The organism is Coleofasciculus sp. G3-WIS-01, from assembly GCF_040223135.1.
In the GTDB taxonomy this organism is placed as follows: domain Bacteria; phylum Cyanobacteriota; class Cyanobacteriia; order Cyanobacteriales; family Coleofasciculaceae; genus Coleofasciculus.
Map to the genome: position 1 here is coordinate 21,911 of NZ_JAVJZI010000271.1, position 17,827 is coordinate 39,737.

Annotated in this window: 8 protein-coding genes and 2 pseudogenes; 4 read left to right on the forward strand and 6 right to left on the reverse strand. The window is 45.0% G+C overall.

Annotated elements, in window-relative coordinates; all coding sequences use genetic code 11:
• Positions 1 to 111 precede the first annotated feature (111 nt).
• Both RIM23_RS29235 and RIM23_RS29240 read right to left on the reverse strand, forming a co-directional pair.
• On the reverse strand, positions 112 to 1,083 hold the full coding sequence (locus RIM23_RS29235; RefSeq protein WP_446371810.1) for a glycosyltransferase family 2 protein: 972 nt from the start codon (positions 1,081 to 1,083) through the stop codon (positions 112 to 114).
• A 634-nt stretch (positions 1,084 to 1,717) separates the two neighbouring features.
• Positions 1,718 to 1,979: pseudogene (locus RIM23_RS29240) on the reverse strand (serine/threonine protein kinase); the annotation flags it as partial.
• A 178-nt stretch (positions 1,980 to 2,157) separates the two neighbouring features.
• Here RIM23_RS29240 and RIM23_RS29245 point away from each other — a divergent pair.
• A complete protein-coding gene (locus RIM23_RS29245) occupies positions 2,158 to 3,768 on the forward strand; it encodes an adenylate/guanylate cyclase domain-containing protein (RefSeq protein ID WP_446371812.1) in 1,611 nt (536 codons plus the stop codon).
• A 251-nt stretch (positions 3,769 to 4,019) separates the two neighbouring features.
• On the opposite strand, the gene pyk is transcribed toward RIM23_RS29245, so the two are convergent.
• Complete coding sequence (gene pyk / locus RIM23_RS29250; protein WP_446371814.1) at positions 4,020 to 5,804, reverse strand: pyruvate kinase; 1,785 nt, start codon at positions 5,802 to 5,804, stop codon at positions 4,020 to 4,022.
• Between the two features lie 239 nt (positions 5,805 to 6,043).
• Between pyk and RIM23_RS29255 the strand changes: the two genes are divergently transcribed.
• The 3 genes from RIM23_RS29255 (at position 6,044) to RIM23_RS29265 (ending at position 10,280) form a co-directional block, all read left to right on the forward strand.
• Entirely contained in the window at positions 6,044 to 7,342 is a 1,299-nt protein-coding gene (locus RIM23_RS29255; RefSeq protein WP_446371816.1) for an NB-ARC domain-containing protein, read from the forward strand.
• A gap of 5 nt (positions 7,343 to 7,347) precedes the next feature.
• On the forward strand, positions 7,348 to 9,120 hold the full coding sequence (locus tag RIM23_RS29260; RefSeq protein WP_446371818.1) for a protein kinase domain-containing protein: 1,773 nt from the start codon (positions 7,348 to 7,350) through the stop codon (positions 9,118 to 9,120).
• A 182-nt stretch (positions 9,121 to 9,302) separates the two neighbouring features.
• The gene (locus RIM23_RS29265) at positions 9,303 to 10,280 is read left to right on the forward strand and encodes a tetratricopeptide repeat protein (RefSeq protein WP_446371820.1); all 978 of its coding nucleotides are present in this window, start codon (positions 9,303 to 9,305) and stop codon (positions 10,278 to 10,280) included.
• Between the two features lie 312 nt (positions 10,281 to 10,592).
• Here RIM23_RS29265 and RIM23_RS29270 read toward each other — a convergent pair whose 3' ends face one another.
• From RIM23_RS29270 to RIM23_RS29280, 3 genes and pseudogenes are all read right to left on the reverse strand, one after another.
• The gene (locus RIM23_RS29270) at positions 10,593 to 13,328 is read right to left on the reverse strand and encodes a CHAT domain-containing protein (RefSeq protein ID WP_446371822.1); all 2,736 of its coding nucleotides are present in this window, start codon (positions 13,326 to 13,328) and stop codon (positions 10,593 to 10,595) included.
• Between the two features lie 75 nt (positions 13,329 to 13,403).
• Entirely contained in the window at positions 13,404 to 14,240 is an 837-nt protein-coding gene (locus tag RIM23_RS29275) for an Rpn family recombination-promoting nuclease/putative transposase (protein ID WP_446371824.1), read from the reverse strand.
• A 239-nt stretch (positions 14,241 to 14,479) separates the two neighbouring features.
• A pseudogene (locus RIM23_RS29280) lies at positions 14,480 to 17,827 on the reverse strand (hypothetical protein); the annotation flags it as partial.

Genomic DNA, 17,827 nt, shown 5'->3' on the forward strand with positions numbered 1-17,827 from the left:
CTACCCAGACCTGCTATCGCGGAGGTCTAGAAGTTATGAGCAATTACCATTAGCTGAAAAGCCCAAGTCCGTAACCATTTCCAGGACGGACGAGGAAAGAGGATGCCTCGCTTACCATGTCTCAGGTGATAAAGACATGCGCTTAGACATTGGTTCTTGGCAATGTTGCTCAGAGGTTGGCTCAAATTTTCTAGCGTAAATCACTTGAGTTAATAGCTGCCAAGCTTTCCGAGAAAACAGAGCGGGAAATAGCAGGGTAAAAGCGTCAGAAAATTTTCCTTGCTTGAAGCCCACTAAACTCCAGTACAACGTCAAAAAATCCTGAATATCTTGAAGCGGAGGAAGAGAGTGATGGTACTTGGGATGGACAAATCTATAAATTTTTTCTTTAATCGAGATATGCTTTTGCAGGCGCTGTTGTAGGGAAAACTTGAGATGATTCCCTTGATGCCATAATGTCCGGTAGGCTAAATGCTGATTAACCAGGATGGCATCTCCATATTGAGCAATTTTCACCCATGAGTCAATATCATCGTAGTTCACTTCAAAGCTGGAATCCCAACCGCCCGATTTACAAAAGGCATCTTTGCGAAAGGCAACTTGTACAGGTGTACCAAAGGGCAGTTGCTCTAGAAGCATCCGATAATGAATCTCAGACTGAGGCACATAATCAATTGGAGCATCGCTTATCGGTTGGGTGCGTGTTACTTCTCTACCCTTGTCGTTGACTTGTATACCTTGACAGGAACACAGAACCGCTTGGGGATACCTGGCGATCGCGTGGGTCAATTCCTCGATACAATTGGGGGCAAGATAGTCATCATCGTCAATAGGTTTAATCCAATCCCCCCGAGCTAGCCTAACGGCGGCGTTCATCGTGGCGCAATGTCCCAAGTTAACTGGATTGCGGTGATAAACTACGCGATCGCCTAGACTACGGATGTATGCCTCTGTACCATCTGAGGAACCATCGTCAGCAACAATCACTTCACAGGGTAAGGTTTGTGACAATGCTGATTCAACGGCTCGTTGTAACAGAAACAAACGATTATAGGTGGTAATGACAATAGTAAATTTAAACACAATGCAAGACCCGCCTCTACTTAAAGACCATTATCTAACAGGTTTTATTAAATTCCTATAAAGTTTCGATAAAGATTTAGGTATTTCTCAGAATGCATTGTTGGAAAACTTGATCTATCTTTTCCTCTAGAATAATTTAGGTTATAAAACAGTGTATATATGTTATGGTGCTGACATTTTAACGATTAAATAATAGATTAATCTTTTACAGAGAAACCCATTGCTGGGTAAGCTGTTGAGCCAGCATCTGTTATCACCAAACCTTGAGGCTGGCAATAGAGATGCGATCGCGTGGCTCACAGCCGATGGATTGAGAAAACGATGTAACCGATTTAACCTAAAATGAAAACAGGGGATTTGATGATGCACTCTATCCCTGATTACTCAAGTCTTGCACGCCCGGAGCAACAGTCCGCTAGGGAGGCAAAGATGTTGTCGGCAAGGAGGCTAACTCATGAAAGTATTGACATCGACTGCCATGACAGCTACGAATTCTTTAAGAATTGAAACAATTCGACGCTATATCTTAGGAAAAATTCATAAATTTATAATTGCTTCTGTGATAAAATTTTGCCGATTTAGCATCTATTATGGAGCTTTTATTGCCCACACAGATTATCCACATCAATAATAGGGGTTGCAGTTCCACACCTAGGGAATGTTCGGCAATCAAATATTGTACTAAATAAAACTCTTGGTTATCCTCAAAGTAAGCTAACAGCCGAGGGATCTGGTCATGAGTGCCAAGTTTTTTCAGGATTTCAGCATCCCGATTAAACAGGCGTCTGGCACTCTGTAAAAAGTCCGGTTCGCTGGTAGGCAGGTTTGAGGTGTTTGACCACATAAGTCGGATTACTAGGTCGGTGGGTGTCTTGTGCCAGATATGTATGACCCAATCCACCTTGTCCTAGAACCTAAACCACTTGGTAACGTTGGTCTAGTAATGCGCCTATCATTATAATAAGGAATGGAAAACCCAAGTTTACCCCAATGGCTTGAATATTAAAACAAATAACTGATGGATTATCGGAAAGCTTTTTGCGCCCCACATTCGCTTCCAGGACGTATCTAGGTATGGCTGAACTCAAACTGCGCCTGCAACAAGGAAATACTAAAAAAACGGTGACAGTAAATCAGGATGTATTTACAATTGGTCGCTTACCGGAGTGCGACTTAACCTTGCCCTACGAAGGGGTATCCCGATATCATGCCCGCCTTTTGAAAACGGCAACCGAGAATTGGATGATTAAGGATATGGGGAGCAAAAACGGAACGCTGCTAAACGAACGCCTAGTGACCTCGCCTCAACTGGTGAAAAACGGGGATGTGATTTGGTTGGGGGATGTCAGCCTGGTGGTTGTTTTGGCTGATCCGTCTCCAGGCAAAACAGCCCAAGTAGAACGGATGCCCGCAGAAGCTACGATCCTTCGCAGTGTCAAAGAATTGCAACAGCAATGGATACAAGCAAAAGATAAAGGTGATGATCTTAGTGTCAAGGAAACAACCATTGCTCGCCTCAAAGATTTGGTAGAGATAGCGAAAAGTTTAAGTGCGGCTGAATCCATCGAAGCCATTTTCTCACGGGTAAAGGATGTGGTATTTCGCTATCTCGAAAGCATCGAACGTATCGCTTTATTGGTAGATGTGACGGGTTCAAGGCAACTGGAATTACTCAATGCTGCATCCAGAAACGTCAATCAGCAGCAAACCTTAGCCGAGTCCAGCCATTGGATTAGTCGTAGTATATGTCAAAAAGTCTTCACTGAAAAAGTCGCCATTCAAACGGCAGATGCCCAAGCTGACCAACGCTTTGAGGGAGAAGTCAGTATTCTGTACAAAGGAATTCGCAGCGCGATCGCAGTTCCCCTTTGGGATGAAAATAAGGTAGTTGGGGTACTCTATGCCGATGCCCATCACTCGTCAACCCATTGGACTCAAGAAGGCGAAGAAGACCTCAGCTTTTTTTCTACCTTAGCCAATCTCGTGGCATCCAGTGTACAACGCTGGCTCTTGACCCAGAAACTCACCAGCGAAGAAATAATTCGCCAACGGCTAGAACGCTATCACTCACCCGCCGTCGTTCAACAACTCATTGCCTATAAAACATTACCCGATGGTCGCTTACCTCCAGCCGAAAGCGAAATCAGTATTCTATTTGCCGATATTGTCGGCTTCACCGCGCTCTCAGAACGGTTAAGTCCCGTAGAAATTGCCCAATTGCTCAATAGTTTATTTGAGGAGATGCTACAAGAAGTATTTGCTTTTAATGGCACCCTCGACAAATATATTGGCGATTGCATTATGGCATTTTTTGGCGCTCCTGAATCTCAACCGGATCATGCTGACCGCGCCTTGGCTACAGCGAAGGGAATGCTGAATCGTCTAGATAAACTCAATGCCGATGAGGTATTACCGGAACCCTTACAATTACGGATTTCAGTCAATAGTGGAAAAGCTGTGGTAGGAGATGTGGGGAGTTCTCAACGGGTAGAATATACCGCCTTAGGCGCAACCATTAATCTGGCGGCTCGAATGGAAGCTATCTGTCCACCTGGGGAATGTGTACTGAGTGAAGATACTTATGTTTTACTGACGCACAAGCAAGGGTTAGAACTAATGGATGAGTATCGATTCAAAGGGATTGATCGACTTATACAAGTTTATCAAACAAAGCGAAAAACTTGAATTGTTTACAGGTGCAGTACAGGGGTAGTAGTTGTAGGTTGGGTTGACGCAAGGAAACCCAACCAAATCTAGGGCTAAGCTTCCCTACTACAAGCCGGTCAGCGTCTCCCCATCACCCCATCACCCCACAACTTATTCAGCCAGCCATAATTCAACATGCTTGCACCATCTCAGGGCGGGTTTTGTACAAAGGTGATCATCAATAGCGAAACGCAAGTCCCTAAACCCGCCCCTACACCACACTGTAATTATCACACCATGACCGCCCCACTGCTACTTGGACTCGCCGCCATCGCCCCGGAGTAGACTAAACCGCGCTGGGTATCCAGGGTGATAATCGCCCCATCACGAATCCTCTGGGTAGCATTCTTGACCCCAACAATCACGGGAACTCCTAAGCGCATACCAATTATCGCCGCGTGACTGGTTAAACTATCTTCCTCTGTCACTACCCCTGAGGCTTTACGCATAGTATCGACAAAATCCGCACTGGTTGACGGAACCACCAGGATTTCACCCGGATTAAAGTGGTTCACTTCTCCAGCACTATACGCCACCCGCGCTAAACCACTCACTGATCCTTTGCCAATGCCAATGCCTTGACCCAGTATAGCTGTCACCACTTCCACTTTAATTAAATCCGTAGAACCCGGAACCCCTTGCAGCGTTCCCGCAGTCATCACCACTAAATCACCCTCACAGAGTAGCTGTTTTTCCTGGGCGACATTAATCGCGGCTTGGAATGTCTGACCCGTTGAGGGTAAATCCAACACCAATAGGGGGCGAATTCCCCAAACCAGTTGCAGTTGTCGAGCCACATCAACATGGGGAGTCACCGCCAGAATCGGGGTACAGGGGCGAAACTTGGAGACATTTCGAGCTGTAGAACCCGTCTTGGTTAGGGTCATAATCGCCGCCGCTTGTAACTGTTCGGCAATTTGACCCACGGCTTGGGAAATCGCATTGGGAATTGAGCGGCGGGTATCTTCCATATTCCGCACAATTTCCTCTTGTTCGATACGGGTGGCAATTTTTGCCATCGTCGATACGGCTTCTACGGGATAGTTCCCTACGGCTGTTTCATTAGACAGCATTACCGCGTCGGTTCCGTCTAGGATGGCATTTGCCACATCGGAAATCTCCGCACGGGTGGGACGCGGGGAATTAACCATGCTATCCAACATCTGGGTGGCGGTAATCACGGGAATTCCCAGACGATTGGCGGTGGTAATCAACCGCTTTTGCAAGATAGGCACATCCTCAGCGGGTAATTCTACCCCCAAGTCACCCCTAGCCACCATCACCCCATCGGCGAGGGAGAGGATAGCCTCCATTTGTTCAATGGCTTCGTGCTTTTCAATCTTGACAATAACCGGAACATCTTTCCCGGCGCTGTTAATTAATTCTTTGATTTCCAGCACATCTTGGGGATTACGAACAAAGCTAAGGGCTACCCAATCTACACCTTGGTCTAAGCCAAACATCAAATCCCGGCGGTCTTTATCCGTGAGGGCGCGAATGGAGAGGTAGACCCCTGGAAAGTTGACCCCTTTGTTATTGGAAAGCTTACCACCGACAATTACCCGACAATGTAAGGCGCGTTTGTGGCGATTAATCTCTTCCACCCGCATCTCTACTCTGCCATCATCCAAGAGAATTGTGGCACCATTGGGGACTTCATCGGCGAGGGGTTGATAAGTGACGGAACTGATCTCCTGAGTGCCGAGCAGGGGTTCACTGGTTAAGGTGAAGCGATCTCCTCGTTCTAGTGTAATCGAATCGTTCTCAAATTTGCCCAGGCGGATTTTCGGTCCTTGTAAGTCTTGCAGGATACCCACAGGTTGATTCAGTTCAAATGCCGTTTGGCGAATCAGGCGAATGCTACGCTGATGGTCATCATGAGTGCCATGGGAAAAGTTGAGCCGCAAAGTCGTGGCACCTGCTTTAATCAATTCTCTTAGCACCTCTGGATGACTGGTAGCAGGACCAATCGTGGCTACAATCTTGGTTCGACGCCGGGATGTATACAGTTGCATAAGCAGAAAACGGGATGAGTAGGCTCAACGGTAAAATAACCGATGGGCTGCATGATAGATCACATTAGCGGATGGGTCAGCTAAAGCCAAGATAATTGATTGTATCGCTGTCCATTGTCATTTGTCATTGACCATTTGTCATAATTAGCCTTAGCGTCGTTCCTAGCCTGGGACGAGAACAGACCTTAAATCTCACAGTCTATAATTAAAAGTGCAGCTTGACGTGAGAACTAACGACATTGACTTCCCCAATTCCCCCTGAATTCCTGAAAACCTTGACCGACGAACGCGGTGTGTCTGACACTGAACTGGAGACGTTATTGTTAGTCTTGACAGGCAAGTCAACTCAGGATCAGATTGCTAGATCTCTGGGGATCACTCCTATCGCCTTACGGAAACGACTGGGTGAAGTTTATCGCAAGTTTGAGATTACCGGAACCGGTCCTGGTAAGTTAGTGGAATTGAAACAACGTCTGATATCTGCTTATCAAACCCGCCAAACTCAGTCCTCTCGGCGTCGAGATTGGGGAGAAGCGCCGGATGTCTCGGTGATGTATGGGCGTCAAGATGAACTGAAAAGCCTCAAGCAATGGATTATCAAGGATAACTCGCGCTTAGTCGCCATCCTGGGAATGGGTGGAATTGGTAAAACCACGTTGGCGGTGAACTTGGCGCAGGATATAGAGGAGGAGTTTGACTTTATTATCTGGCGATCGCTGAGGAATCCGCTACCCCTAGACACCCTTTTAGCGGATTGGCTTATCGCTTTGGGAAATCAGGAGGAATCAGATTTATCTACAGACTTCAATAAGAAACTCTCCCAGTTGCGGGATTATTTAAGCCAACACCGTTGTCTATTTATCCTCGATGATGTGGAGACAATTGTGCGAAGTGGCGATAGATTTGGACGCTATAGTTCCGACTATGAGGAATACGGGTTACTCCTGAGACAAGTTGGTGAATCGTCCCATCAAAGTTGCTTATTACTTTGTTCTCAAGAAACCCTGAGAGATATCCGACGCTTAGAAACAACTCGTCCCTCTGTTCATTCCTTACAACTTAACCGTTTACCCGACGCCGCCGCCCGCAATATTTTAGCCGAAAACGGTTTAACTGGTGAGGAAAAATGGGATAGTTTGATTCGGGATTATCAAGGTAATCCTTTAGCTTTAAAGTTAGTCGCTGCGACGATTCAAGAGTATTTTAATGGGGATGTGGTTGAATTCACCAATTTACAAACTATTTTAGTCGATGATATCTTTCGGGAAAACTTAGACAGACAGTTTGAGAAGTTATCTGATTTAGAGCAAGAGATTATACAGAGTTTAGCTAGTCAAGATAAGCCTCTATCCCTGAGAACGTTACAAAAAAATAATTCTATCTCGTTTTCGGAATTATTAGAGGTACTGAACTCCTTACGGGGACGAAATCTAATTGAGAAGACTGGGGGGGACGGGAAAAAGACTAGCGAACCTTTTTTTACTTTACAGCCGATTATTAGGAAATATGTGAAAACCTACAAAATGAATGAGTTGTAGAGACGTTGCATGCAACGTCTCTACAGGTTGACCCTTCTACCCTTAATAACTATGTGATTTACTGTATTAATCCCCACTGTAAACAGCGTCAAAATCCCGATGAATTGAAGTGTTGCCAAACCTGCGGCACTCCACTATTGATTTATGACCGATATCGGTTAATTCAACCCCTACGCCGATTAGATTCGCGGAAATATACCGATATCTTTGAGGTGGATGATCAGGGAACCCGAAAAGTGATGAAGGTTCTTAAAGATAATCATGACAAATTAGTCGAACTGTTTGAACGGGAAGCTTTAACGCTGGAACTTTTAAACCATCCAGGGATTCCCAAGGTGGAGAGTGATGGGTATTTTACGGTTTCTGTTAATACTACTACCGAATTACACTGCCTAGTTTTGGAAAAAATAGAGGGACAAAATTTAGAAGCGTGGGCGAAACAGTATGGGGCGATTTCTGAATCATTAGCGCTTAATTGGCTGAAACAACTTCTAGAAATTGTTGATTACCTGCACCAAAACCAATTCTTTCATCGGGATATTAAACCCAGTAATATTATCCTGAAACCGGATGGCAGATTGGTGTTAATTGATTTTGGCAGTGTGCGGGAGATTACCGGGACGTATTTAGCTAAACTTCGGGGAGATGTTGAATTAACCAAGATTATATCAGAAGGATACACCGCACCGGAACAAAGGCAGGGTAAATGTTTGCCCCAATCCGACTTTTATGCCTTGGGACGCACGTTGGTTCATTTACTTACTAATAAACCACCTAGTTGTCTACCTATTAATCATAATACAGGTCAGTTAATTTGGCAAGATAAAGCACCACAAATCTCTAAACCTTTAGCCGAGTTTATCGATGATTTGATGGCAGATGCGGTGGTAAATCGTCCCCAAGATGTGCAAGCGATCGCGCAAGGATTAACTAGCGTCAGTCTGTGGTTGCGGGGTTTTTTGTGCTGGGTGCGATCGCCTAAAGGAATTGCCACTATTATTACTCTAGGAATCATGGGAATTGGCGGATATCAGTTATCACAACCTTGGCGATTCCAGTATTATTTTAAACAGGGACGAGAAGCTCTCATGGAACTTCGCTTAGAACAAGCTAGACTAAATTTGGAACGAGCGGTTAAAATCAATCCTAATAGTGCCATAGCCCGTAGTGATTTGGGACTGGTTTGTAAGTATCAAAAAGATTTTAAATGTGCAAAACAACAATTTATTCAAGCTTTAAACCTAAAGCCAGACGCTGAAACAGAGGCAACGATTCACTATAATTTAGGAATTCTTTACGAGGATGACGAAAAGTTTGAACAGGCGCTGGCTGAATATAAACTTGCTATGCAGGATAACGGTTATGTCGGTATCGATGCAACGAATAATTTTGCCCGCTTGCAAATTTGGCAAAAGCGTAGTTACGATGTAGCTGTTAACCTCCTACTCAAGGCTTTGCAGCAAACAGAAACTCTTGACTTAGAGGACAGGGACAAAAATAGCCTCCAATCTGTACTCTACAAAAATCTCGGTTGGGCGCGTCTGGAACAAAATCGCTACCAAGACGCCGAAAACTATTTACAAAAAGCCATTAAATTAGATAATAAACAAGCGGCGTCACACTGTATTATCGCCCAAATATGGCAAAAACAAGGCGATTATAAAAAAGCATTGATATCTTGGAAAAACTGTCGCAATGCTGAGTCGGGAGGATTACCAGAAGTACAAGTATGGCAAACTGATGCATTAGAATATTTAAAGGCACAACTAAGTGATTGATGATCCCAAATGGGTTGGTAGGGGCGGGTTTTACTTCTCAGGTTTCTGGGTATGAGATTCACGTTTATAAACCCGCCCTGATTCAATGGGTTATGTCTGATAAAATATCTGTAGAAATGTAGCCGTCAACGTCTCTACAATTAAAATAATGTCTTCTGCTGCTACCATGCTGTTGTGTTAACATGAAACTTAAGATATTATTTCCCTTGACGGTTGCATTCGCCCTAGCAACGGGAATCGAGAGTATTGTTTGGCAACGTGCGATCGCGGATACCCAAAACCCCAAACCAATCTGCCCAGAAAATGGTCCTTGTCGTTTCCCTCGTCGCAGTGGTTTGACGGATATTCGGATTATCACTCCTCCCAGAGGTTCTCTGCTAAATCCGCAACCTACCCTATCTTGGACACCGCTACCTGATACTCAAGAGTATACCGTGCGTTTGTTGCGATCGGGGGAAACTGTCTGGGAATTACCGAATGTGCGAGACACGGAAATTCCCTATCCAGCCAATCAATCCCCATTAACCGCCGGGATTAATTATGAATTGATGGTTGAGGCGGATGGAAAAGCTGGGAAATCTATGTTTAGACTGATGACACCTAGCCAAGCTGAATCGGTGATGGTTGAGGTGGAAGAGATTCGCCTGCAGAATCTGAGTGCAGATGAAATGGCTTTGCAACTTGCCCAGGTTTACCAAGACTATGACTTGATGACTCTAGCTATTCAAACGCTAACAAAGGCGATTGAGAATAATAGCCAGAGTTTGCAGGTTTACCAGAGTCTAGGGAATTTATATAATCGATTGGAGCTACCGCGAGTAGCAGAATTAGTCTATCAAGAATCCCTAGATTTGGCAAGAAGTCGTCAAGATATTGCCGGACTTGCCCAGGCGCAAATTGGACTGGCGAGAGCTTTTGTGGCGCAGGAAAAATTACCGCAAGCTGTTGAGGTGTTAACAGCAGCCTACAGCAATTATCAGCAGTTAAATAATGCTGAATTGACTCCGCAAGTTGCCCAGTTTCTAGGCGAAGTTTATGAAATGGATAATAATTATGAAGAAGCGCGGCGTTGGTATCAAGACGCTAAGGCGGGATATGAGGCGATTGGTGCTCAACAGCGGATTGAGACTGTGGAAAAAGCGATGCGGCGATTAAATTGATTTGACGTAGGGGCGCACGTCAGTGCGCCCGGTTTAACCTCAGTATCTTTGGGTTGATGCGGGAAATATAGCTAGGCTAAGGTTCCCCTACTACGAACTTAATTCTACGTTTTCGTACAGTATTTCAAGCGTACAGTGAACATTAACGCTAGTTAGGTGTAATTCATTTTCTTCTGTATTTTGTTGGCATGAGAATTATATTTTTTAACGCAGAGGAGCGCAGAGGTTAGCGCAGAGGTACGCAGAGGGATTGAATGATTTGGGTTGATGTCGGAAATAGAGCTAGGGCTAAGGTTCCCTTACTACGAAGGATTAAAACCAGTTTCCGGCTAGGATGAATGCTGCCCAATAGTAAGGATGTTGATGGGATGGATTATCGGGATTATTTATGAATTTTCGTTGCACGTTGGCTAGGGCTTCGGCTTTGTGAGTGCCTTGGCTTAATTGCTGGTAAAATTCGTCCATTAATTGGGCGGTGGAGGTATCGCTGACGCGCCATAAACTGGCGACGGTACTACTGGCATTTGCTCTTAAGGCGACTCCGGCTAATCCTAAGGCGGCACGTTTATCACCAGATGCTGTTTGACAGGCGCTGAGGACTAATAATTGAATGGGTTCGCTGCGGGTTTGTTCTCTCTGTTGCAACAGTTGACCAAATTTTTCTACGGGTATTTTTTTGTCCCAAGCGTAGATGAGGGTTTTGGTTGCATCTGAACTAAATTCGCCGTGGGTGGCTAGATGAATCACGGAAAATGGATGGTCAATGAGTTGGTTTTGGAGGTTGGTTTGGGTAAATTGTTCGTTTTTTAGAAGTTGGCTGGGAATGGTGTTGTGAATCTGATTCAGTTCCTCCCAGACATTGAATAAGGCGGGTAGTTTGGGCGGGTAACTCTCGGCTTTTTTATTAATTCCTGCTAGTAGTCCTTGCCAATGGGTTGGGGATAAGGGTTTAAGGTTGGGTAATTGTGACCCTAGGCTAACGGTAATGTTATAGGTTTCGACTAGGTAATGTTGACCATCGTGGAGAATGGAAATGGGGAGATTTTGTAGGGTGCTATCGAGAACAAAGACGAGGGTTCCCTGTTGGGGTAAGTTAGCCTGCGCTGATTGGAGTAACCAGTTATAGAGTTTTTGGGCTGGGGGTAAAATTAAGCGGTCTACTGGATTTTGGGGGTCATCTAATTGTTGGCGTAAGTCGTAGAGGGTTTGGCTAAATTCTTGGGCAGAAACTTGGGTGGTATACCGATAAACGTTTCCTGGAGATGAGTTAGATTGGGGCGATTTAACTAGAACTTCCAGGCGGTCTTCGAGTAAAATGGGATAAATAATTGCAGTGGGCGGATTTTCACTTTGGTCAATGGGGACTAAGTTGGTGAAGCTACAGCGGAGAAAGTCTTCGAGTTCAGCCAGTTGTAGGGCTTCGCTGATGCGTGTGGCTTGGCGGAGATGGTCGAGATTGGCGTCGGGTTGTAATAATATTTTTAGGAATTCTTGATAAATGGGTTGCACATCGTCTAAGAAGGAAAACTGCACACCGGGGTTAATGGCTAGTAAGTTTCGGCGCACGGAATTCAGCAGCTTAATTGATGCGTCGTAAGCAGGAATGGCGTTTTCTTTTTGCTGCTGTTGCCAATAAATTCGTCCCGATTGCCATAACCATTTATAGGCTAAGTCGTCGGCGTTAAGGGATTGGGCTAAACCGAGGGCTTGATGGGTCAAGGTTTGGGCATCTGACCATTGTTGATTGTGTTCATAAATGTGACCTAGTGTACCCCATGCGTCTGATTCTGCCCGTTGGTTTTGTAGGGATTTGGCTTGATTTAAGGCGACTTGGGTATAATCAAGGGCATGACTCAAGTTTGGGTCATACTGGGGTAATTTTAGTAAATCTTGGGCAAACTTGAGTCGGCTATAAATGGCGATTTGACTGGGCGGTAAGTTGGCAAGGGGACTGTTGATTAATGTCTCAACTTGGGATTTAATTTGAGGGGGAAATTCGGCGGGGTTGGCGGTTGTATCGGTTTTTTCTAGGGTTTGTAACCACTGCTGAAACTCGATTAATAAATGGAGTCGATGCAGTTGGGCTTCTAGGGGTAAGGTGGTGGAGTCGGTGTTGATGGCGGCGGCTTGCTGATAGGTGTTTAAGGCTTTCCTTGCCCATTCTTTGGCAGTTTCGCGATTCTGGGTTATATTGCTTCTCTCCCATAAGTCTTTGGCTTGGCGATATAAGGTGTATTGGGTTTTGCCTAAACTAAGTAATGTGGCACTTTGGTCAGATGGGGAGTTGATTTGTTTGGCTAGGGCTAAGGCTTGTTGTAAAATGTCTTGGGAGTCTTGCCAGTGACCAACCAGGCGGAGAACATTTCCTAAGTGGCGTAACCCGACAACGGTAAACGCGGGTTGAGATTGCTGGGTAAGGGTGTTAACGGCGGCGTTTAATTCCCCTGACTCAGATAAGTTGCAGTGATTGTCTACCTGAAGGGCTTGCAGCGAAATCTGACAGGCGCGACGATATAGTCCTAAGGCTTCCATGGCTTGGGCTTGGTTGAATAGGCTACCTTTGACTCCGATGTCATCATCGAGTTGCTGATAGGTTTGCGTCGCCTGCTTCCAGGTGGCTAATGCCGATTCCGCCCGCCCTAAGGCTAATTCTAGACGACCTCGGTGATTCAGGGCTTGAGCATAAAGGCGCGATCGCTCTGTTGATTCTGCTACGGTATCTAATAGACTCAGACTGGCTGTGATTGCAGCGTCGGCGTCTGTCCAGTGGTGCAGTTTCTGATAGGCTAAGGACAGATAACTCAATGCCTGGGCTTGATGCAGGGTATTCCCTTGGGTTTCATAGCCTTGGGCGGCTTGTCGCCAGAGGTGAATGGCTTGTTGATACTCTTTGGCGGCGTAAAAGGTTCTTCCTTGGGCTATAGATTGTGCGGCGGATTGGATAGGGGGGGTAATTGGATTAATTTGGGATAAGACAGGGGGGATACCTGTGAATAGGAATAATCCTAGAATAAATCCAATTAGTAGATGACGATGGGTTTTGTTCATGGTTATTTGTTATGTCATTTTTTCTTGGGGAAGCCGTAGGGTGGGCATTGCCCACCAACTTTAAGTTAGTTACATCTAGGTTAACTCTTGAATTTCGGCAATACTTAATCCGGTTTTTTGACTGATTGTTTCCATGTCTAAAACATCGAGGAGTTCACGGGCAATGGCAATCGCTTTTTCACGCATACCCTCCTCTTTTCCTTCCAGTTTGGCTTTGCGAATCGCATTGTAACTATCTTGAATAAAAATCTCTCGCTTCTCCAAGGCTTCTAACTCTCGCTTGGTTAGTTTACTCTGTCTGGCAATGGTAAATGCCTGTTTAATGGCGGGAATCGTTGCCATTGGCGGCGGCACGTCTTTTAAGGTGTTAGCGAATTTGAGAAAGTAGAGCCATTTATCGGTTAAGGTTTCTGATTCCTCCAGGGTTTTATTGAATTTGGGTAATTCGACAAAGACTAATTCAATATCATCGGTATAATCAGTTAAGGTTTCTTTCTCCTTGAGGCAATAGCGAGAGATGACGTTGGTACTGTTGGGGAACATCTCAAAGTCGGTAATGGTTAAGGCAATTACCGGATTTAATAAGTTGTAATCTTCCCCGACTCCCAATTGAATGGAAAAGGCTTTTGCGGCATTATACAGGACTCGTTTTTCAAATCCTAAAACGTTGAGTACCTGCATTTCAATGATGACGGTTTTGTTTCCGGTGATGACGGCTTTAACATCTAAATAGGAATCCTTAATTCCCTGAATACGAGGCGATTGATAAGGGTCAAGGATTTCTAGGTCTTGAATGGTTTCCTGTTCCTGATACAGAATAGCATTCAGGAAACTAATCAAAATTTCCTTACTTTTCTTGGAGCCAAAAATTTTCTTAAAGGCAAAATCAGTTTTCGGATTAATAAACGTCATCAGTCAGCCACCTCCTATTTATTTCAGAACTCTCAACCCCTCACCTCCCCACATCCCCATCCCTCTGCGAACCTCTGCGTCAACCTCTGCGTTCCTCTGCGTTAAAAAATATATAGCGTTGCTCCTAAGATGAAGTCCATCAGGGCGCACGTCGGTGCGCCCCTACGTTCGCCCCTATATTTGGGTATCCCTCACGCCTCACCAACTCAATCTCATCCCTAATCATTATCTCCCGTTCATCACTCAACCGCACTTTGACAATGTAGCGGATTTTGCCAACCCGTATTAGGGGTAACATTAGGCGCTTGGGCGGTGAGAACGATTGTTCCATCGGGTAACTTTATCCAGCCTTGAGCCTCAATTATTGGCGTTGAACTCCTCTGGGTTACGGGTTCAATTTTTGCCGGAGAGTTATCACTACTGGGAGTCAATGGACGTAAATCTTCCCACACGTTATCTGTTCCCGTTACTTGGGAAATCGTGGGCGGAACTCCGCCGCGTCCACTGATGATAAAATGGCTGGGAGTTTGGTCAGAACGCCCTTGACAGAAATTGACAAATTCTGGGGGAGAAGCTGGGGGAGGTAATTGCAGTAATCCGGTGTCGGGGTCAATTTCTAAGGTGCTGATTTCCACGACTCCTTGTTCGCCAAATTCTGAACTGGCGGTAATGTCAGAAAGGGGAGTCAGGCGAGAGCGAAATTCGAGTCCATAAATTTTGTTGGCGGTAATATCAACTCTCCCCCCATTCCCCAAGAATGCGTTGGCGGTAATATCGCTATTTTCCCAAGGAAGCCCGACAATAAAGGGAGAATTAATCCGGATATTACCTCCATTTCCGCCAGCTTGGGCAGTTCCGGCGGTGGTGGAAATTGAACTGTTATGGCGTAGGAGTAGTATATCGTTGGCGTTGAGGGTAATATTACCACCCTCGGTTGCTTCGGTTTCAGCGATAATAGCGCCCTGATTCTCTAATATTATTTTGTCTGCTGTGATTCCTATATTCCCAGCATCCCCTGTGGCTTGACTAATTGGTGGAATCTCAAGATTAGACAAAATATCCAACAGAACGGCGGGAATTGCCGGAACTCTTACTTGTGTCGCTCCCCCAGCCGCTACGGTAACTCTGGCTTGTTCCCGTACAATTAAATCTTGTGTATTAATTGTCAAGTTTCCGGCTTGACCAGTCCCAAAGGTTTGAGCATACAAACCACTAGATAAACCTCTATCGGAACGTCCCCGGAGTTCAACAGAAGAAGCGTTCACGATTAAATTTCCTCCTTGACTTCCCTGACCATCTTGACCAAAGGTAGACGCTGAGGCTATCGCGCCATCTTCCACAATCAAGTTCGTGGTGTTAATGGTTAAATCTCCAGCATTACCAATGTTACTGGTATCAGTAAATAAACCAGTAGGAATTTCATCACCGTTGTTCAAGATACCTGTTCTACTGAGTTGCACTGTTGAGGCATTTACTGTTAAATCTCCTCCCTCACCTGCTGTGGTTGTGGAAGCGGTTACGATTGCCCCATCTTGCACAATTAACTGATTGGTATTAATAGTTAAATTTCCGGCATCTCCTGGCTTAAACAGTCCATTTGTCAGGGCATTAGTCGTCAGGTCGCTGGGAAATGTTCCATCACTACCGATTAATTGAATAGACTCCGTAGCCTCGATGATTATATTTCCTCCTTTACCTTGACCCGAGGTTAAAGCTGATACTCTAGCACCACCCTGAAGGCTTAAACGGTCAGTTTCAATCCTTAATTCTCCAGCATTTCCTATATCGTAAGCTTCTGTTAATATTCTGGCTCTTCCTTGAAGATTTAACTCTGGAGTTTCTACGAAAACATTTCCCGGTTCACCACTCCCATTAGAGGTAGCAAACAAACCTGTTGAATTTCCCGTCAGCAATGAATTCGTCAGGTTGACTGACTCAGAAGCCTTTACCGTGATATTTCCTCCCTGATTGTTACCAACTACTCTAGAAAGTAATCGGGCACCATCAGCGAGGAAAACTGACTGTGCTGTGACGTCAATATTACCACTGTTGCCCGTTCCGTCACTATTCGTGGAGTCGATAATCACTCCCGTGGCATTAACGGAACTATCACTATTGATACTAATCTCGCCACCATTTGAGGTAATTCCCCCAATCAAATTTATATCACTGGTTGCGTCTAAGATAACTCGTCCTCCTAGAGTTTCAATATTAACTGTGGTGATACTGCCATCTGACGGTTTTACAGAAGTCGTGAAAGAGGGTAAAGTTGAGCTATTATCCGGTGGTGTGACTGGGGGTGTTGAGGAAGCTTCCGCCACTATTTCGATATTATCGATGCCCCAGTTTTCATTTTCAAGCACTTCTCCGGGTGGTAATTTAGCAAAATCTATTTGTAGAGAGTTTGATGTGTGTTCAAGGGAAAACTCTATCGTGTAAATTGAGTCACCAAAGGTTAAATCAGGGATAGTTGAAGACGTGTATCCCAATTCGTTTATCGCATCAGCAGATTGATGGGACGGATGTTCTCCTTGAAGATAATCATCAGGAAATGACTGTTTACTGTTGACATTACTAAACGTTGCGTTTACCCACACATTACCATCAATACTCAACTGCCAAACATCGGGTCCACTAGTCACAAAGGTATCGTTACCGTCCCATGATCCAATAATATATAGATCAAAAGATCCTGTAACCTGGGCAGGTGAAGGAAGATTATTAAGTGTTAAGCTTACCGTTTCTTGACCAAAGGGTCCCAGGAAAGTTGTACAGGTTGTACATCCGGCGGGTGTTGTTTCTGTTTTGGTATTAGACCATTCTGAAGTAACCGCTCCTTGAAAATAGTTCTTATACTTGAATGTGGAGTTTGTTGGTGGTGGCTGGGGTGGCTGGGGTAGATTTGGCGGAGTTACCGGATATTTTAGATTATCGACTCCCGATCGCAGAATCAACGACGGCTCACTTGTCAATATAGCAATATCTGAGTCAGTGGGGTCATTCGTATCATTTAAAGATATATCAGCTTGAGTAATTATGACATTTCCTGTCTTGATGCTTCCGGTGGCTTCGATTAAAAGTGAAGCGCCTGTATAATCCCCTAAAACCACATCCCCTTCAGAACTTATAATTGGGTCATATAAGCTGATAAAATTACCGGGTTCTCCCGCTAAATTCAGAATCGCAAACTGACCCCCACTAGCAAAATGAGCATCCCCCGAAATCACCCCATTACTAACTAAACTCAAATCCCCACCACTCTGAAACGGCGTTCCCGGATGATTCAATGCCAGAATATCAATGCCTTGATTTCCTTGAATATAAAGATTCCCACCCGCATGGGCAATAAACGGAGTTTCTACACTATCGCGCACTCGCACCGTATCCCCCGCCAATAAGATTAAATCCCCAGGGGTGACTAACTGACTCTCTTCTAAAATTAAATGATTATTCGCCAATAAAATAGCCGACTGCGCCAACCCATCCCGCACTGTTGCATCCCCATTTACGGCGGCTATTTTTAAATGTCCGGCGGGGGCGGCTAATTGTCCTAAACTGCTAATTGTTCCGCCAACTAAGGTGAAATT

Bases quoted from the DNA above. Each gene is read 5' to 3' on its own strand.
- RIM23_RS29245 (WP_446371812.1), top strand. From the start codon at position 2,158: ATGGCTGAACTCAAACTGCGCCTGCAACAAGGAAATACTAAAAAAACG.
- pyk (WP_446371814.1), bottom strand. From the start codon at position 5,804: ATGCAACTGTATACATCCCGGCGTCGAACCAAGATTGTAGCCACGATT.
- RIM23_RS29265 (WP_446371820.1), top strand. From the start codon at position 9,303: ATGAAACTTAAGATATTATTTCCCTTGACGGTTGCATTCGCCCTAGCA.
- RIM23_RS29270 (WP_446371822.1), bottom strand. From the start codon at position 13,328: ATGAACAAAACCCATCGTCATCTACTAATTGGATTTATTCTAGGATTA.
- RIM23_RS29275 (WP_446371824.1), bottom strand. From the start codon at position 14,240: ATGACGTTTATTAATCCGAAAACTGATTTTGCCTTTAAGAAAATTTTT.